This is a genomic window from Mycobacterium sp. M23085 (assembly GCF_045343915.1).
GTDB lineage: Bacteria > Actinomycetota > Actinomycetes > Mycobacteriales > Mycobacteriaceae > Mycobacterium.
The window spans coordinates 565,711-581,778 of the sequence record NZ_CP174280.1 but is presented as its reverse complement, the minus strand read 5'-3'; the positions used below and the strand labels follow the sequence as shown (position 1 = coordinate 581,778).

13 protein-coding genes are annotated in these 16,068 nt (G+C 67.9%); 9 read left to right on the top strand and 4 right to left on the bottom strand.

The window, feature by feature from the left end; all coding sequences use genetic code 11:
- Positions 1-191 precede the first annotated feature (191 nt).
- From ACIUM1_RS02490 to ACIUM1_RS02480, 3 genes are read left to right on the top strand one after another with little or no spacing between them, the layout of a single operon-like run.
- Positions 192-1,802 carry a flavin-containing monooxygenase gene (locus ACIUM1_RS02490; RefSeq protein ID WP_406815720.1) on the top strand — a complete coding sequence of 537 codons (1,611 nt, stop codon included), beginning with the start codon at positions 192-194 and terminating at the stop codon, positions 1,800-1,802.
- Positions 1,799-2,602: a mycofactocin-coupled SDR family oxidoreductase gene (locus ACIUM1_RS02485; RefSeq protein ID WP_406815719.1), complete on the top strand. Its 804-nt coding sequence runs from the start codon at positions 1,799-1,801 to the stop codon at positions 2,600-2,602. Before ACIUM1_RS02490 ends, ACIUM1_RS02485 begins: the two co-directional genes overlap by 4 nt.
- A complete protein-coding gene (locus ACIUM1_RS02480; protein ID WP_406815718.1) occupies positions 2,599-3,453 on the top strand; it encodes a mycofactocin-coupled SDR family oxidoreductase in 855 nt (284 codons plus the stop codon). Before ACIUM1_RS02485 ends, ACIUM1_RS02480 begins: the two co-directional genes overlap by 4 nt.
- On the opposite strand, the gene ACIUM1_RS02475 is transcribed toward ACIUM1_RS02480, so the two are convergent.
- The 3 genes from ACIUM1_RS02475 to ACIUM1_RS02465 all read right to left on the bottom strand — a co-directional run bounded on the left by ACIUM1_RS02475 (position 3,454) and on the right by ACIUM1_RS02465 (position 6,533).
- A complete protein-coding gene (locus ACIUM1_RS02475) occupies positions 3,454-4,344 on the bottom strand; it encodes an alpha/beta fold hydrolase (RefSeq protein WP_406815717.1) in 891 nt (296 codons plus the stop codon). It lies immediately after the preceding gene.
- A 60-nt stretch (positions 4,345-4,404) separates the two neighbouring features.
- On the bottom strand, positions 4,405-5,799 hold the full coding sequence (locus tag ACIUM1_RS02470; RefSeq protein WP_406815716.1) for a WS/DGAT/MGAT family O-acyltransferase: 1,395 nt from the start codon (positions 5,797-5,799) through the stop codon (positions 4,405-4,407).
- A 269-nt stretch (positions 5,800-6,068) separates the two neighbouring features.
- The gene (locus ACIUM1_RS02465) at positions 6,069-6,533 is read right to left on the bottom strand and encodes a nuclear transport factor 2 family protein (RefSeq protein WP_406817498.1); all 465 of its coding nucleotides are present in this window, start codon (positions 6,531-6,533) and stop codon (positions 6,069-6,071) included.
- A gap of 182 nt (positions 6,534-6,715) precedes the next feature.
- Here ACIUM1_RS02465 and ACIUM1_RS02460 point away from each other — a divergent pair, with 182 nt between their 5' ends.
- The 4 genes from ACIUM1_RS02460 (at position 6,716) to ACIUM1_RS02445 (ending at position 11,171) form a co-directional block, all read left to right on the top strand.
- On the top strand, positions 6,716-6,949 hold the full coding sequence (locus tag ACIUM1_RS02460) for a CsbD family protein (protein WP_406815715.1): 234 nt from the start codon (positions 6,716-6,718) through the stop codon (positions 6,947-6,949).
- Between the two features lie 166 nt (positions 6,950-7,115).
- Positions 7,116-9,350: a molybdopterin-dependent oxidoreductase gene (locus ACIUM1_RS02455; RefSeq protein ID WP_406815714.1), complete on the top strand. Its 2,235-nt coding sequence runs from the start codon at positions 7,116-7,118 to the stop codon at positions 9,348-9,350.
- Between the two features lie 281 nt (positions 9,351-9,631).
- Entirely contained in the window at positions 9,632-10,654 is a 1,023-nt protein-coding gene (locus tag ACIUM1_RS02450) for a type III polyketide synthase (protein ID WP_406815713.1), read from the top strand.
- Between the two features lie 13 nt (positions 10,655-10,667).
- A complete protein-coding gene (locus ACIUM1_RS02445) occupies positions 10,668-11,171 on the top strand; it encodes an isoprenylcysteine carboxyl methyltransferase family protein (protein WP_406815712.1) in 504 nt (167 codons plus the stop codon).
- On the opposite strand, the gene ACIUM1_RS02440 is transcribed toward ACIUM1_RS02445, so the two are convergent.
- Positions 11,172-12,017 carry an SDR family NAD(P)-dependent oxidoreductase gene (locus tag ACIUM1_RS02440; protein WP_406815711.1) on the bottom strand — a complete coding sequence of 282 codons (846 nt, stop codon included), beginning with the start codon at positions 12,015-12,017 and terminating at the stop codon, positions 11,172-11,174.
- 207 nt (positions 12,018-12,224) lie between these two features.
- On the opposite strand from ACIUM1_RS02440, the gene ACIUM1_RS02435 reads away from it, so the two are divergent.
- Together ACIUM1_RS02435 and ACIUM1_RS02430 are read left to right on the top strand one after the other, a co-directional pair.
- Entirely contained in the window at positions 12,225-13,268 is a 1,044-nt protein-coding gene (locus ACIUM1_RS02435; RefSeq protein WP_406815710.1) for an alpha/beta hydrolase, read from the top strand.
- 171 nt (positions 13,269-13,439) lie between these two features.
- Complete coding sequence (locus ACIUM1_RS02430) at positions 13,440-16,055, top strand: ATP-binding cassette domain-containing protein (RefSeq protein ID WP_406815709.1); 2,616 nt, start codon at positions 13,440-13,442, stop codon at positions 16,053-16,055.
- Positions 16,056-16,068: the final 13 nt, after the last annotated feature.

The following is a 16,068-nucleotide window of genomic DNA, read 5'->3' as shown; positions in this document are numbered from 1 at the left end:
GGTGCCGGCCACCCTCGCCTGGCAGGCCAGTATCAGGCCGGCCGGGCGATTCCCGGCATCGGTCGATGGTCGCGGCGCGAAGGCCGGACCGCGGCCCCCTCGCGCCCGGTGGTCGGGAAAGCGCGCGCGAACCGTCCGGTGACCGGGAGCCGCCGTGGTCCGCGCTGCGCGAGGCTTTACGGTGACATCTTGTGAACAACGTCGGCCCACAGTCTCTGGACGTCGTCGTGGTGGGCGCGGGGTTCGCCGGCCTGTACGCGCTGCACCGGCTGCGTAGTCAGGGCCTCTCGGTCCGGGTGCTGGAAGCCGCGCCCGAGCTGGGCGGCACCTGGTATCACAACCGCTATCCGGGAGCGCGCTGCGACGTCGAGAGCGTCGACTACTGCTACTCGTTCTCCGACGAATTGCAGCAGGAATGGACCTGGACCGAACGGTATGCCACCCAGGCCGAGATCCTCGCGTATCTGAACTGGGTCGCGGACAAGCTGGACCTGCGCTGCGACGTCGCGCTGCGCAGCCGCGTCGTTTCGGCGACACTCGACGAGGCGACGCTGCGCTGGACGGTCACCACGGATGCGGGGCAGGCCCTCTCGGCGCGATTCTGTTTGATGGCGACCGGTCCGCTGTCGGCGGCGCTGACGCCGGACTTCGCCGGCCTGGACACTTTCGCCGGCGAGATCTACCACACCGCGCGGTGGCCGCACCAGCCCGTCGAGTTCACCGGCAAACGGGTCGCGGTCATCGGCACCGGATCCTCGGGCATCCAAGCGATTCCGGTCATCGCCGAACGCGCCGCCCACCTCTACGTGTTTCAGCGCAGCGCGAATTACAGCGTCCCGGCCGGCAACAAGCCGTTGTCGACCGAGGAGCTCGACGAGATCAAGGCCGGCTACCCGCAGCGGCGCGCGCTGTCGTGGCGCAGCGGCGGCGGCTCACCGCACGTCACCGCCCCGAAGCCGACGATGCAGTGCACCGCCGACGAGCGTCGCGCGGCCTTCGAAAGGCGTTGGCAGCTCGGGGGAGTGCTGTTCTCCAAGACGTTCCCGGACCAGATGACCGATCTGGAGGCCAATGAAGAGGCCCGCAAGTTCTACGAGGAGAAGGTCCGGGCCGTCATCGACGATCCGGCGGTCGCCGATCTGTTGATCCCCACCGACCACCCGATCGGTACCAAGCGAATTTGCACCGACAGCAACTACTTTCAGACATTCAACCGCGCGAACGTGTCACTGGTCAGCGTCCGTAATACCCCGATCGAATCCGTCGACGCGGCCGGGATCAACACGAACGATGCGCATTACGACGTCGACATGATCGTGCTGGCAACGGGTTTCGACGCGATGACCGGGGCGCTGGGCAAGATCGACATCATCGGGCGGCGCGGCACCGTCCTGCGTGACGACTGGGCGCACGGGCCCCGCACCTACCTGGGGCTGGGCGTCGACGGCTTCCCCAACCTGTTTTTGATCTCGGGTCCGGGGGCGCCCGCCGTGCTGGCGAACATGGTGCTGCACGCCGAGGCCCAGGTGAACTGGATCGCCGAGGCCATCGCCTTCCTCGACCGGCACGGTTACGCCGCGCTGGAAGCCACGGTGGACAGCGTGGACGGCTGGGGCGCCGAATGCGCCCGCCGGGCCGAGACGACGCTGTTCACCAAGGCGAACTCCTGGTACATGGGCGCGAACGTGCCGGGCAAGCCACGCGGCTTCATGCTGTTCACCGGGGGCTTCGCCACCTACAACGACATCTGCGCCGAGGTCGCCGAGGCCGGCTACCGTGGCTTCGATCTCATCGAACGATGACGGGATTGCTGGGCAAGGTGGTCCTGGTCACCGGTGCCGCCAAAGGCACCGGGCGGGTGCACTGCGCGCGCTTCGCCGACGAGGGCGCCGACGTGATCGCCCTTGACGCCGACACCGCGGCCGACGAGTTGCGCGGCACCGCAAGCGAAGTCGAGGGCCGCGGTCGGCGATGCGCGACCGGCCTGGCCGACGTCAGCGACCTCGACGCGGTGACGGCCGCCGTCGATGCCGGCGTGGCCGCGTTGGGCCGGCTCGACGTCGTGGTGGCCAACGCCGGAGTCCATCTGCCCGGCGCGCCGTCCTGGGAGCTCGACCCTCAGATCTGGCAGCGCACCCTCGACATCAACCTCACCGGCGTCTGGCATACGGTCCGGGCGAGCGTGCCGCACATCGGTGACCGCGGCGGCTCGGTGGTCATCATCAGCTCCACCAGCGGGCTTCGCGGCCTGCCCAATACCGCGCACTACACCGCCAGCAAGCACGCGGTGGTGGGACTGGCGCGCACCCTGGCCAACGAACTCGGACCGCGCGGCATCCGGGTCAACACCGTGCACCCCGGTCCGGTGGCCACCCCAATGGTGTTGAATGAGGCCACCTTTCGGCGGCTGCGACCGGACCTGGACACCCCGACCGCGGCCGATGCGGCCGAGGTGCTGCAGGCCCGGAACCTGCTTCCGGTGCCCTGGGTCGAGCCCGTCGACATCGCCAACGCGGTGCTGTTCCTGGCTTCAGACGCGGCCCGCTACATCACCGGCACCCAGCTTGTCGTCGATGCCGGCCTGACGCAGAAGACGACATGACCGTGACGGCCGAAGGGCGTCTGACAGGGAAGGTCGCGCTCATCACCGGTGCGGCGCGGGGGATCGGCCGCGCGCAAGCGGTGCGGTTCGCGCAGGAGGGCGCCGACATCGTGGCGCTCGACGTCTGCGGCCCGGTCGATACGGTGATCATCCCGCCCAGCACCCCCGCTGACCTCGAACGGACGGCCGAATTGGTCGCCGAGGCCGGCGCCCGGGTACACACCGAAATCGTCGACGTGCGTGACCTCTCCGGCATGTCGACCGCCACCGACCGCGCTGTCCAGCGCTTCGGCGGCCTGGACGTGGTCTGTGCGACCGCGGGGATCACGTCCCGCGGGATGGCGATCGACCTGGACGAAAACGCTTGGCGCACCATGCTCGACGTCAACCTCACCGGGGTGTGGCATACCTGCCGCGCGACCGCGCCGCACCTCATCGCCCGTGGGGCCGGGTCGATGGTCCTGGTCAGTTCCATCGCCGGCCTGCGCGGGCTGATCGGCGTCGCGCATTACACCGCCGCCAAACACGGCGTGATCGGACTGATGCGCAGCCTGGCCAATGAGCTTGCGCCGCACGGTGTCCGGGTGAACTGTGTCAACCCGACCAACGTCGATACACCGATGATCCACAACGACGTGGTCAGCAGCGCGTTCCGGCCGGACCTGGACCGTGCGCCCACGCGCGCGGAATTCGCCGAGGCGGCCCGCTCGATGAACATGCTCGCGGTGCCCTGGGTGGACGCGGTGGACGTGGCCAACGCCGCGCTGTTCCTGGCCTCCGACGAGGCGCGCTACATCACCGCGATCGTCTTGCCCGTCGACGCGGGAGCCACCCAGCGAGGCGGAAACTGATCACGCTGGCCGGCTGCGGGACAGGAACGCCAGCACGGTGCTTTCGAACGCGTCCTTGGCCTCGATCATCGCCCAGTGTCCGGAGTTGGGGAAGATGTGCAGTTCCGCGTTGGGAATGGTGCGCATCGGGATCAGCGCCATGTCCGGCGGACTCACCCTGTCGTCTCGGCCCCAGGTCAGCAGGGTGGGCGCGGTGAGCTTGTGCATTGTCGCCCACGGCAGTGGCCGGTCGGAGGCGTTCAGCGCGGCGTTCATCCCGGCGAACGCCGCCTTGCCGTACATCCGCCGCGCCGCGGCCAGGGTGTCCGGGTCGGTGGCCAGCTGCCAGCGTTCCTCGATCAATTGCTCGGTGACCAGCGCCTGGTCGTAGACCATCGACTTGAGCCAGTCGACCAGCCGTTGCCGCGTCGGGTCCTCGACAAACTCCTGCAGCAGCCGAATGCCTTCGCTGGGACTGGGACTGAAGATGTTGGTGCCGATGCCGCCGATGGTCACCAACCGGTCGACGCGGTCCGGATTGTGGGTGGCGAAGTTGATCCCGACGCCGCCGCCCATCGAGTTGCCGACGATGTGCACCTTGTTGATGCCGAGCGCGTCCAGGAACGGCGACACCGTACCGAACGCGGTCACCATCGGATGGCCGCCGAAGTCGTCGCTGACCCCGAAGCCGGGGAATTCCAAAATCAAACACCGATAGTGGGCGGCGAAGGCGGGCAGCACGCCGCGGAAGTTCCGCCAGCCCGTGACACCGGGCCCGGACCCGTGCAGGAACAGCAGCGCGGGACCGGACTGTGGGCCGCCGCTGTCGTAGTAGCGCAAAGCGCCCTTTTCGGTGCTGATTTCGCGCAGGTCTTGCGCTGCGATGGTCGTCGGTTCAGAGGTGTCTGCCACGCATGTCACCCTGCCATGCCGTGGCGGCGACGGCGGACGGGGTTCCGCTGAACGGGCCGCTCAACGTGGGCCGTGTGCGGCCTCGCCGCAATTCAGCAGTTCTTTGAGCGCGGCGGGGAATGCGTCGGCGAGGTCCCACAGGTCGGGAACCAGGTCGGGGCAGGAGATGATGCCGATGCCGAGCCGGCCGTTGAGCGACATCACGGTGATGTTGAGCGCGGCGCCGGCGATGATCGGGCCGAGCGGATACATCGCATCGAGCCGGCAGCCCAGGAAGTAGAGCTGCTCCTGCGGGCCGGCGACGTTGGACATCACCAGGTTGTGTGGAGGCTTGTCGGGCAGCGGGATGCGGGGCAGCAGTTTCCTGGCCGCGTCGAACGCGGTCTGCCCGACCACCTGCGTCCAGTCGTGCAGCAGCGTCGGGCCCAGCGCGGCGGAATGGTCCTTGGCCGCGGCGTTTCCGGCGGCGACGCTGGCCAGCCGTGCCGCGGGGTCGTCGATGTGGGTGTCCAGCCGGCAGAGCATCCAACTCATCTGGTTGCGGCCGGTGCGAGTGGACTTGTCGCGGACCGACACCGGCACGCTCGCCACCATCGGGATGTCCGACAGTGCGCCGCGGTCCTGGAGGTACTGTCGCAGCGCTCCGGCGCACATCGCCGTCACCACGTGGTTGACCGTCACCCCGAACCGGCGTTTGACGGCCTTCACGTCCTCGAGGTCCACACTGGTCAGGGCGACGTTGCGGCGCCGGGTGAACGAGCCGTTGAACGCTGTCGGGGGCGCCGCGAACGGAGCCGCCATGGTGTTGCCGCCGCCGCGGGCACGCAGCAGGGTTTCGGCCAGGGTCAGCGCGGTTGCCGGCACGATTTTGGCCAGACGCCACGGCCGCAGTGCCGCGCCGATCAACCCGCCGGCAGCGATCCGCAGCGGATTCGCGGCGCCGGCACGCGCGGCCGGTTCCGGTGGCGGGGCGTCGGGCGCGGTGCTGCACAACTGCGCCAGCAGGTTGGCCCCGCCGACGCCGTCGACCACCGCATGGTGGACTTTGAGCACCGCGGATAGCGCGGCGGTGCCGTGCAGGCCTTCGATCACCCACATTTCCCATAGCGGACGATCCCGGTCGAGCGCCAGCCCGGCGACATGGCCGCAGAGCTCCGCTAATTCCTTGGGCCCGCCGGGCGAGGGCAGGGCGACGCGGTGAAGGTGGCGGGCCAGATCGAACCGATCGTCGTCCACCCATACCGGATGGTCGAAGTTGAGTTGGTTGTCGGCCAGCTTGAGGCGGAATTCGGGGACGGCGTCCACTCGCACCGACAGCGCCTCACGGAAGCGCTCGAAGCTGTAGCCGCCCGGCATCGTCGTGGGGTCCAGCTCCAGCACGCAGCAAATGTTTAACGGCTGCGTCGGCGATTCCAGGTTCAAGAAGAATGCGTCTAACCCACTGAGTCGTTGCATCATGCTCGTCTCTGTTTGCGCGGCCGTGACCGCTGGTCACATGACCGGCGGTCAACCCGGAACTCCCGACGGGACGTACGATCGGGGCGGCCGCAATGTTCTGCTGTGACTCTGTATCTGTAGCCGTTGAGGCGGTTTTGGCAAACATGTCGCCGTACATTGCCGGCTATGCGCCGGTCGATCGGCGGCCGGCGACGGCGGCCGCGCGGGTCAGCGCGCCGGCCGGCAGCAGCGCCCCGGTGATCACGCGGACAGCATGTTTGACGCGCCTAAAGCGCCTGTCGCGGTGCCCCGGAGAGCTCGCCGGCCATCGCCGACTCGGGTGCCGACCAGTCTGTCGAGACCTTGCGGTGCTTGATCAGCCAGGAGTCGCCGTCGGGCACCAGGATGTCGCGATAGCGGCCGTAGTGGTCAAGCCCGATGTGGGTCACCACGGTGAAGTACGAATCGACCCGGGCCCGCTCGGGTGTCACCTCGGTGAACAAGACGTTCGCAACGTTATGGCGCACAATCGGTTTGACGCCGGCCGCGACAGCGACCTTCCCGGTGACACCGCCCAGAAAAGCCCCGATCTCCGAACGCCCGCGCAGCGGCTCGATGCCCCGTATTTCCAGGATGCCGTCGACGCAGAACGTTTCAGTGAGGCCGTCGAGCCGTCCGGAGTCGCCGGACCAGTTGTAGCGCGCCAGGGTGTCCCGGATTCGCTCGCGGGCGATCAACTCCCACACTTCCACCGTCACGACTCCTCGCGCCGCAGCTGCATCTTCGGCCCACCAGCGTAGGCGCACCCCGTGGCGCTGTGGACTTGAGGCGGCGCAGGCTATTCGTCGCCCACGTTTCGAGAATGCACCGGCTGGGCAATAAGGGGGGGCGAGCGCACCACACGGGCGTGGTGCGCGACACGGAGGGAGAACGCATGTCGGACAGGAGCGGTCCCGAGGAAGCCATCGAGGGCATCGTCGAGGGCGTCAAGGGCAAGGTCAAGGAAGTCGCCGGCGCGGTCGCCGGACGCGACGACCTGATGCGTGAGGGCAGGGCCCAGCAGGACAAGGCCGACGCGCAGCGCGAGGCGGCCCAGAAAGAGGCCGAGGCCGAGAGCGCCCGCAAGGCCGCCGACATCAACGAGGCTCGCCAGAAAGCCGAACAGTAGCGGTAATAAGCGGTGGCCCGGTCACAGGTGTGGCCGGGCCGCCGCTTTGTCGCGGCCCGGGAAGAAAAGCCGGGCGCGGGCGTCGAACGACGGCATCGGGCCCTGGGCGGGCTGAGCCCGAATCTTGCCACTTCCGCTACCGCAGGTAGCGGAATACAGTGGGTGAATGAAACCGGGTGAAGACGGTACGCACCTGCGCACGTGTCCGTTGTGTGAAGCCATGTGCGGCTTGGAGATTCACGTCGAGAACGCCCGTGTCACCGGTATCCGCGGCAACCGTGACGACGTGTGGAGCCGCGGACACCTTTGCCCCAAAGGCACCTCGCTTGCGGCCCTGCACGACGATCCGGACCGCATCCGCCGGCCGATGATCAAGGTCGACGGCCAATGGCAGGAAGTCGGCTGGGACGCGGCGTTTCGTCGCTGCACCGAGCTGCTGAAGCCGGTGATCGACAAGTACGGCATCGGTGCGGTGACCGCCTACACCGGCAACCCGCTGGCGCACTCGTTCTCGCTGGCCCGCTACGCGGGCGTGCTGCTGGGCATGTCCGGCATGCCGGTCACCTATTCGCCGGGCACGGTCGACCAATGGCCGAAGAACCTGTCGTCGCACCTGATGTACGGCCTCTGGTGGAACTTCCCGGTGCCCGACATCGAGCGCACCGACCTGCTGGTGATCATGGGTGCCAACCCGGCGGCGTCACAGGGCTCACTGTTGGCGGCGCCGAACGTGATGGGTCTGATCGACGGGATTCGCAAGCGGGGCAGGGTGATCGTCATCGACCCGGTGCGCACCCTGACCGCCGCGCGCGCCGACGAGTGGCTTCCCATCGTGCCGGGAACCGACGCGGCGCTGTTGCTGGCCGTCGCGCACACCCTCTTCGACGAGGACCTCATCAGACCGGGCCCGCACGTCGACGGTGTCGACACCATGCGGCGCGCCGTAGCGGACTGGCCACCAGAACGGGTCAGTGCCGTTGCCGGCATCGGCGAAGACCGCATTCGCCGGCTGGCCCGCGAACTGGCGGCCACCGAGAAGTCGGTGGTGTACGGCCGAATCGGCTTGTGCAATCAGGAGTTCGGCAGTCTTGCCAGCTGGCTGGTCGACGTCATCAACATCCTCACCGGTCATTTCGACGCTCCCGGCGGGGCGATGTTTCCCAAACCGGCGGCCTGGTCGATCGCCTCAGAGCCACTGCCCGGATTAGAGGGCGGCGCACCGGAATTCGGTCGCTGGCACACCCGGGTCCGCGGCGCCAAGGAGGTGCTCGGTCAGGCACCGGTGTCCTGCATGGCCGAGGAGATCGCGACACCGGGCGACGGACAGCTCAAGGCGCTGATCACGATCGCGGGCAACCCGGTGCTGTCCACCCCCTCCGGTGGCAAGCTCGATGAAGTGTTGCCGATGCTGGAAGCGATGATCTCCGTTGACCTTTGGCTCAACGAAACGACGCGGCACGCCGACGTGATCCTGCCCGGCCTGTCCCCGCTCGAGCAGCCGCACCACGACGACCTGATCCTGCTCTTCGCCATCCACAGCATCGCGAATTATTCGGCGCCGGTGTTCGATCCGGGTGATCGCCCGCACGAATGGGAGATCTTGATCCGACTGACCGGCCTGTGCACCGGCACTCCCGCCGAAGATGTCGACGTCGCCGCCATCGACGACGGCTTCTTCGACTACCTGGCCTTCACCCGCGGCCTTGACGGAGCGGAGATTCGCAAGCTCTACAAGCACGGCGGACCCGAACGCATGCTCGACCTCACGCTGCGCACCGGGCCCTTCGGCGACCAGTACGGTAAGAAGCCGGACGGGCTCACCCTGGACATGCTCAAGGCCAACCCCAACGGCATCGACTTCGGGCCCATGGTGCCGCAGCTGCCCGACATCCTCGGCACACCCGACAAGAAGATCCGGCTCGCCCCGCAATACCTGCTCGACGACCTGCCGCGGCTGGCCGCGCGCATGGAGCGGCCCGCCGAGCCGCTCGTCCTGGTGAGCCGCCGGCACCTGCGATCCAACAACAGCTGGCTGCACAACGTGCCCGCGCTGATGAAGGGAAAGGACCGGTGCACGTTGCTGATTCACCCCGATGACGCGGCCCGGTGCGGCGTGACCGACGGTGACATCGTGACGGTGAAATCGGAAGCCGGCGAGATCGCGGTTCCCGTCGAGGTCACCGAGTCCATCAGGCCCGGTGTGGTCTCCATGCCGCACGGCTGGGGGCACGGCAAGCCCGGTACCCGCATGTCGGTGGCCAACAGCTCGCCGGGCGCCAACACCAATGTGCTGTCCCCGCCGACGTTTATCGACGAGCCGTCCGGCAACGGGGTACTCAACGGCATCCCGGTCACGATCATCGACGAGCAGGCCCGGTTTCGCCCCGCGCCAACCGCCTGAAGCCTCAACTTTCCCCAGCCCCACAGAGCATTACAGTCCCACAAAGCATTTCGCGACGAACAGGCGCTTTCGGTAACCTCTCGACGCCCTATCGCCCTGACGCCCCTGTCTCCTGTTAACGGGCGATGCGCCGTTGTGGTTCATGTCACGGCGGCGATGACCGGGTGAACCTTTACCGGGTACCCGTCGTCCGCATGGGTATGACTGCAACAACCTATTCCACATCCCCGCATCGGGGTGCTAGCCGAAGGCGCGGCGCTCCACGCATCGCCGGCACCGCGGTGGCTTTCACGCCGCACCGCTACAACCAAGACGAGGTCGCGCGCGAACTCACCGAATTCACCGATCCGGGTTTTCTGCGCTTCGCGCAAACCGCCGGCGTCGACCAGCGCAGCCTCGCGCTGCCGCTCTCGCGTTACCCGAGACTGAGCGGATTCACCGAAGCCAACGATGCGTACCTCGAAGTGGCCGTCGATCTCGGTGAGCGGGCGATCAATTCGGCGCTGGCGACCGCCGGCGTGGCGCCGCACGAGGTCGACACGATCGTGATGGTCTCCAGCACCGGAATCGCCGTGCCCACCATCGACGCACGGCTGATGGCACGGGTCGGGCTGCGGCCCGATGTCAAGCGTGTCCCGCTGTTCGGGCTTGGTTGTGTGGCCGGCGCGGCCGGAATGGCGCGCGTCCGCGACTACCTGCACGGCTATCCCGATCAGGTGGCCGTGCTGCTGTCGGTCGAGCTGTGCTCGCTCACCCTGCAGCGCGACGACACCTCGGTGCCCGCACTCATCGGGGTCTCGTTGTTCGGCGACGGCGCCGCCGCGGTCGTTGCCACCGGCGCGGACCGAATTCCGGCGCCCGACAGCGCAACATGCCCCCGTATCCTGGCGACCCGTAGCCGCGTCATCCCCGAAACCGTTGACGTGATGGGCTGGAACGTCGGATCGAGCGGATTTCAGCTGGTGATGTCGAGAGATGTCCCGAAGATGGCCGACGACTACCTGCGCGGCGAGGTCGACGCATTCCTGGCCGAGCACGGGCTGTCCATCGCCGACATCTCGGCCTGGGTGTGTCACCCCGGCGGCCCGAAAGTGCTCGACTCGATCGAAAACGCGATCGGCCTGCCTCCCGCGGCACTGATTCACAGCCGAAACTCTATGCGCGAGAACGGAAACGTCTCCTCGGTGTCCGTGCTGGACGTCCTGCGCCGTACGCTCGCCGCCCCGCCGGGCCACGGCGCCTTCGGAGTGATGCTGGCGATGGGACCGGGTTTCTGCTTCGAGCTGCTCCTGTTGCAGTGGTGAAAGGGGCGCCACCATGTACTACTACCTGTTCATTGTCGCGATAGGCGCCGAACGCCTGGTCGAGCTGGCGGTCGCCCAGCGGAACGCCAGATGGTCAATGGCGCACGGCGGCAAGGAGTTCGGGCGTGACCACTACCCGGCGATGGTCAGCATGCACGCACTGCTGCTGATTTCGTGCGTCGTCGAGACGTGGAGTCTTGGTCGGCCGTTCATCGGATGGCTGGGCTGGCCGATGCTGGCCGTCGTGGTGCTCAGCACGGTCGTCCGTTGGCGCTGCGTGCGCGTGCTCGGCAAACGCTGGAACCCCAGGCTGATCGTGATCCCGGATGCGCCGCTGGTTGCGCGCGGCCCGTACCGCTGGGTCCGCCACCCCAACTACACGGCGGTCGCGGCCGAGGTGGCGGCGCTGCCGCTGGTGCATTCGGCCTGGCTGACCGCCATCGTGTTCAGCGTGGCCAACGCGCTGGTGCTCACCGTCCGCATCCGCGCCGAGAACGCGGCACTGGGTTATGCCTGATCAGGGGGCTATCGGCCGATTGGTCCACTGGCGATCGGGCCGGCGCGTCGAGCGGAACCATCCGCCGGCGGCGCCGGTGCCGCCGTCGGTGGGGATGACGTGGCCGGTGACGAACCCCGACAGTTCGGAGGCCAAAAACAGGATGACCCTGGCCTGATCCTCGGGCCGGCCCATCCGCCCGACCGGAACCCACTGCGGCCACTGCGCCTGCTCCTCGGCCGAAAGCCATTGCGAATACGGCACCTGCAGGGATTCGGTGACGTCGGGGGCGATCGCGTTGACCCGAATTCCGTCGTTGCCCACCTGGACCGCAAGGCTGCGGGTGAACGCGTTGACGGCGGCCTTGAAAGCGGCATACACCGGGTCTTCCGGGTAGCCCCGCAGCGCCTCGATCGACGAGACGTTCACGATCGCACCGGTGTGCCGCTCGACCATGGCGGGCAATATCGCGTGGGTCAGCAGGAACACGTGGTGCAGGTTGACCCGGTAGAGCTCGTCCCACAGCCGCGGGTCGGTGTCGACGAAGTTTCCGGGGTGGCGCAACCAGTGGCCCACGTTGTTGACCAGCACGTCCACCCGGCCGAACCGATCGAGGACCGTTCGGGCCAAGGCGGTGACGTGGTCGGGATCCCGGACGTCGGTGGTCACGGCTGAGGCCGAACCGCCGGATTCGACGATCGAGGCCGCTGTCGCGTCGGCGAGGCCGGCGTCGATATCGGCGATCACGACGTCGGCGCCGTGTTCGGCGAACAGCCGCGCGGTCGCGGCACCGATACCCCCGGCGCCGCCCGTGACCACCGCCACCCGGTTGGTCAGGAGGGGATCGGGAGGCTTAGCGTGTGTCATCGCTCATATAGTGGGCCACTCGGCGACCTCGGCAACAGCCGGTCCGGCCCGATCGCGTCCACGCGGCGACCGCGAGACGAATAACGCGGTGGTACCCATCGCTGCGCACGGCAAACAGTGATCTACCCAACATTTCCCGCCCGTTAATTTCCCGTTAGCCCTCCGCCGCGGCGGGTATTCGGTTCCAACTTAGGAGGTTGAAGCCCAATGGTGAGTACAGCCGAACCGACACATATATTGCCGAGCGTGGCGATGACGCGTCGGGTCCATCATCGCCATAGCCCGCAGTCGGTCGCGGTCGGACTTGCCAGCCGCTTGATCGTCAAGAATGCCGTCCGGGCGTGGGCGCTGACGCCGAACCTGCAATGGCCGTTCGAATACATCGACGAAGTCGCGGGGTTGGTCCCACGCTTCGGATCCGCGCCAAAACCCGAATCGGTGCGGCTGAAGAACTGCGCCGCGGAATGGGTTCGCGCGCCCGGCGTGTCGGAGCAGCGGGCCATTCTGTACCTGCACGGCGGCGCGTTTTTGACCTGCGGCCTCAACACTCACCGTTCCATGGTGACCCGGTTGTCGAAGGCCGCCGATGCGGCGGTTCTTACCGTCGCGTACCGCAAGCTACCGGCACATCAGATAACCGACGCGATCGACGACGGAATCAGCGGCCTGCGTTGGCTGCTGGATCGCGGCTACGACGGCGACCAGATTGTCGTGGCCGGCGACTCCGCCGGGGGATACCTGGCGTTCATGACCACACTCCTGGCGATCCAGGACGGCATCGCGGAGCCGGCCGGGGTGGCGGCCGTCTCGCCGTTCACCGACGTGGATCCGGTGCGAAAGCTCAAGCACCGCAACGCACGCAAATGCTCGATGTTCACTCGTCGGGCATTCTCGCGGTTCGCCCAATTCCTCAGTAACGCACAGGTTGTGGAAGGTCAGGGCGATTCCACCGTTGCCTCCCCGGTGGACGCCGACCTGTCCTCGTTGCCGCCGGTCACCATCCACGCCAGCTTGGACGAGCTGCTGCTCGCCGACGCGGAACTGATGGCGAAGCGCTTGGAAGCCAGCGGAATCCGCTGCGACCTGCATCTGTGGGAAGGACAGATCCACGACTTCCCTTTGGCCGCAGACGTTTTGCCCGAGGGCAGGCGGGCGATCAAATACCTCGGGGATTTCGTCAAAGACGTGACAGCCGCTCGCGCCAAGGTCCCGAGCATGCGCAGCCTGCGCAACGCCGCGGTGGCCGGTTGAAGGCGACGAAAGTAACTGCGCCGCAAGCTGGTTCGCCGTCCGACTGCTTTAACGGCTTCGGCCGCACCGTGCCGTTTTTGTGGACGCGGCGTCGCCGCCCGTCGCGATGAATCCGTACTGGGCGAAGAACGCCGCGCATAAGGCGCGCCGCTGCCGTTACAGTGGGTCCTGATGACCCCACCAGCTCCGCCTGCGCTGACCGTGCGGTACGAGGGAGCCGAGCGCACCTTCGCGCCGGGCAACGATGTAGTGATAGGACGCGACCTGCGCGCCGACGTGCGAGTCGCTCACCCGCTGGTTTCTCGCATCCACCTCATTGTCCGGTATGACCAGGGCCGCTGGATCGCCATCGACAACGGCAGCCTCAACGGGCTCTACGTGCACAACCGTCGCGTCCCGGTCGTCGACATCGCCGACGGCCTGCGGATCAACCTGGGCAATCCGGACGGCCCGGCGCTCACCTTCGAGGTCGGCCGCCATCAGGGATCGGCCGGGCGGCCGCCGCTGACGACGTCGATACCGATCGTCAGCAACCCCAGCGAACCGCCGGCCCGGGTGCCGCACAGCCCGTCGTTCGGCGGGCAGCGCCCCGGTCAGTCCCAGCAGCCGGCGTCGGCCTCGTTCCGCCACCCGGTCCATCCGCCCCCGGCCGCGCAGCCGCGGCACCCTACCGCCGGCCTACCGAGCGCCCCGCCCAGCGGACCCCAGCACGCTCCACAGATTTACCGGTCGCCGTCGATGCACGCTGCGCCGCCGACCACCGCGGAGCCGGCGCCGCCCCAGACGGGCCGCATCGGCGGCGACTCGTCCGCCATCGCCACCTCGATGATGAAGATCCTGCGGCCGGGCAAGGCGGGGCTGGACGTGCCCGGCGCGATCAAGATCGGGCGCGCGAACGATAACGACATCGTCATCCCCGAGGTCCTGGCCTCGCGCCACCACGCCACCCTCGTCCCGACGCCTTCCGGCACCGAGATCCATGACAACCGCAGCATCAACGGCACCTTCGTCAACGGCGCCCGAGTCGATTCGGCCGTGCTGCACGACGGTGACGTCGTCACCATCGGAAACATCGACCTGGTCTTCCACGGCGGCACCCTGGCGCGCCGCGACCAGACCGCGACGGAGACGCGCAGCGGCGGCCTGGACGTGCGGGGGGTGACCTGGACGATCGAGAACAACAAAACGCTGCTGGACAACATCTCGCTGACCGCCCTGCCAGGCACCCTGACGGCCATCATCGGGCCCTCCGGCGCCGGCAAGTCGACGTTCGCCCGCCTGGTCGCCGGGTACACGCATCCGACGACCGGGACCGTGTCGTTCGAGGGCCACAACATCCACGCCGAATACGCATCGTTGCGCAGCCGGATCGGGATGGTGCCCCAGGACGACGTGGTGCACGGGCAGCTGACCGTGCAGCAGGCGTTGATGTACGCCGCCGAACTGCGGTTGCCCCCCGACACCACCAAGCAGGACCGCGCCCAGGTGGTGGCCCGGGTGCTCGAAGAACTCGAGATGACCCAACACCTGCACACCCGGGTGGACAAGCTGTCCGGCGGACAGCGCAAGCGCGCGTCGGTGGCGCTGGAGTTGCTGACCGGGCCGTCGCTGTTGATCCTCGACGAACCGACCTCCGGCCTCGACCCGGCGCTGGACCGGCAGGTGATGACCATGCTGCGGCAGCTGGCCGACGCCGGACGTGTGGTGCTGGTGGTCACCCACTCGTTGACCTACCTGGACGTCTGCGACCAGGTGCTCCTGCTGGGTCCCGGCGGCAAGACGGCGTTCTGCGGGCCGCCCAGTCAGATCGGTCCCGCGATGGGCACCACCAACTGGGCCGACATCTTCAGCACCGTCGCCAATGACCCCGACGGCTCCCGTGCGCGCTACCTGGCCCGGACCGGGCCGCCGCCGGCCCCGCCTCCCGCGGAGAAACCCGCCGAACTGGGCGATCCCGCGCACACCAGCCTGTTCCGGCAGTTCTCCACGATCGCCCGGCGCCAGATGCGGCTGATCGTCTCGGACCGCGGCTACTTCATCTTCCTGGCGCTGCTGCCGTTCATCATGGGTTCGTTGTCCATGTCGGTGCCCGGCGACGTCGGCTTCGGGATCCCGAACCCGATGGGCGCCGCGCCCAACGAACCGGGCCAGATCCTGGTGCTGCTCAACGTCGGCGCGGTGTTCATGGGCACCGCCCTGACCATCCGCGACCTCATCGGCGAGCGGGCCATCTTCCTGCGCGAGCAGGCGGTCGGGCTGTCCACGTCGGCGTACCTGCTGGCCAAGGTCTGCGTGTACACCGTCTTCGCGATCATCCAGTCGGCGATCGTCAGCATCATCGCGGTGCTCGGCAAGGGCGCCCCGACCCAGGGCGCAGTGGCGCTGGGCAAGCCCGGTTTGGAGCTGTTCGCCGACGTCGCCCTGACCTGCGTCGCGTCGGCCATGCTGGGGCTGGCACTGTCGGCCGTCGCCAAGTCCAACGAGCAGATCATGCCTTTGCTGGTGGTCGCGGTCATGTCGCAGCTGGTGTTCTCCGGTGGGATGATCCCGGTCACCGCGCGCGTCGGGCTGGACCAGATGTCGTGGGCGACACCGGCGCGGTGGGGATTCGCGGCGTCGGCCTCCACCGCCGACCTGCTCAAGCTGGAGCCGGGACCGGTGATTCCCAAGGATTCGCACTGGCGGCACACCCCGGCGGCGTGGTGGTTCGACGTCGGCATGCTGTTCGTCATCAGCGCCGTCTACCTGGGTTTCGTGCGCTGGAAGATCCGTCTGAAGGGCGGCTGAGCGCGCGCCGGGT

Excerpts from the sequence above, each read along its gene's own strand:
- ACIUM1_RS02485 (WP_406815719.1), top strand. The coding sequence starts at position 1,799 with ATGACGGGATTGCTGGGCAAGGTGGTCCTGGTCACCGGTGCCGCCAAA.
- ACIUM1_RS02480 (WP_406815718.1), top strand. The coding sequence starts at position 2,599 with ATGACCGTGACGGCCGAAGGGCGTCTGACAGGGAAGGTCGCGCTCATC.
- ACIUM1_RS02470 (WP_406815716.1), bottom strand. The coding sequence starts at position 5,799 with ATGCAACGACTCAGTGGGTTAGACGCATTCTTCTTGAACCTGGAATCG.
- ACIUM1_RS02460 (WP_406815715.1), top strand. The coding sequence starts at position 6,716 with ATGTCGGACAGGAGCGGTCCCGAGGAAGCCATCGAGGGCATCGTCGAG.
- ACIUM1_RS02455 (WP_406815714.1), top strand. The coding sequence starts at position 7,116 with ATGAAACCGGGTGAAGACGGTACGCACCTGCGCACGTGTCCGTTGTGT.
- ACIUM1_RS02445 (WP_406815712.1), top strand. The coding sequence starts at position 10,668 with ATGTACTACTACCTGTTCATTGTCGCGATAGGCGCCGAACGCCTGGTC.
- ACIUM1_RS02440 (WP_406815711.1), bottom strand. The coding sequence starts at position 12,017 with ATGACACACGCTAAGCCTCCCGATCCCCTCCTGACCAACCGGGTGGCG.
- ACIUM1_RS02435 (WP_406815710.1), top strand. The coding sequence starts at position 12,225 with ATGGTGAGTACAGCCGAACCGACACATATATTGCCGAGCGTGGCGATG.
- ACIUM1_RS02430 (WP_406815709.1), top strand. The coding sequence starts at position 13,440 with ATGACCCCACCAGCTCCGCCTGCGCTGACCGTGCGGTACGAGGGAGCC.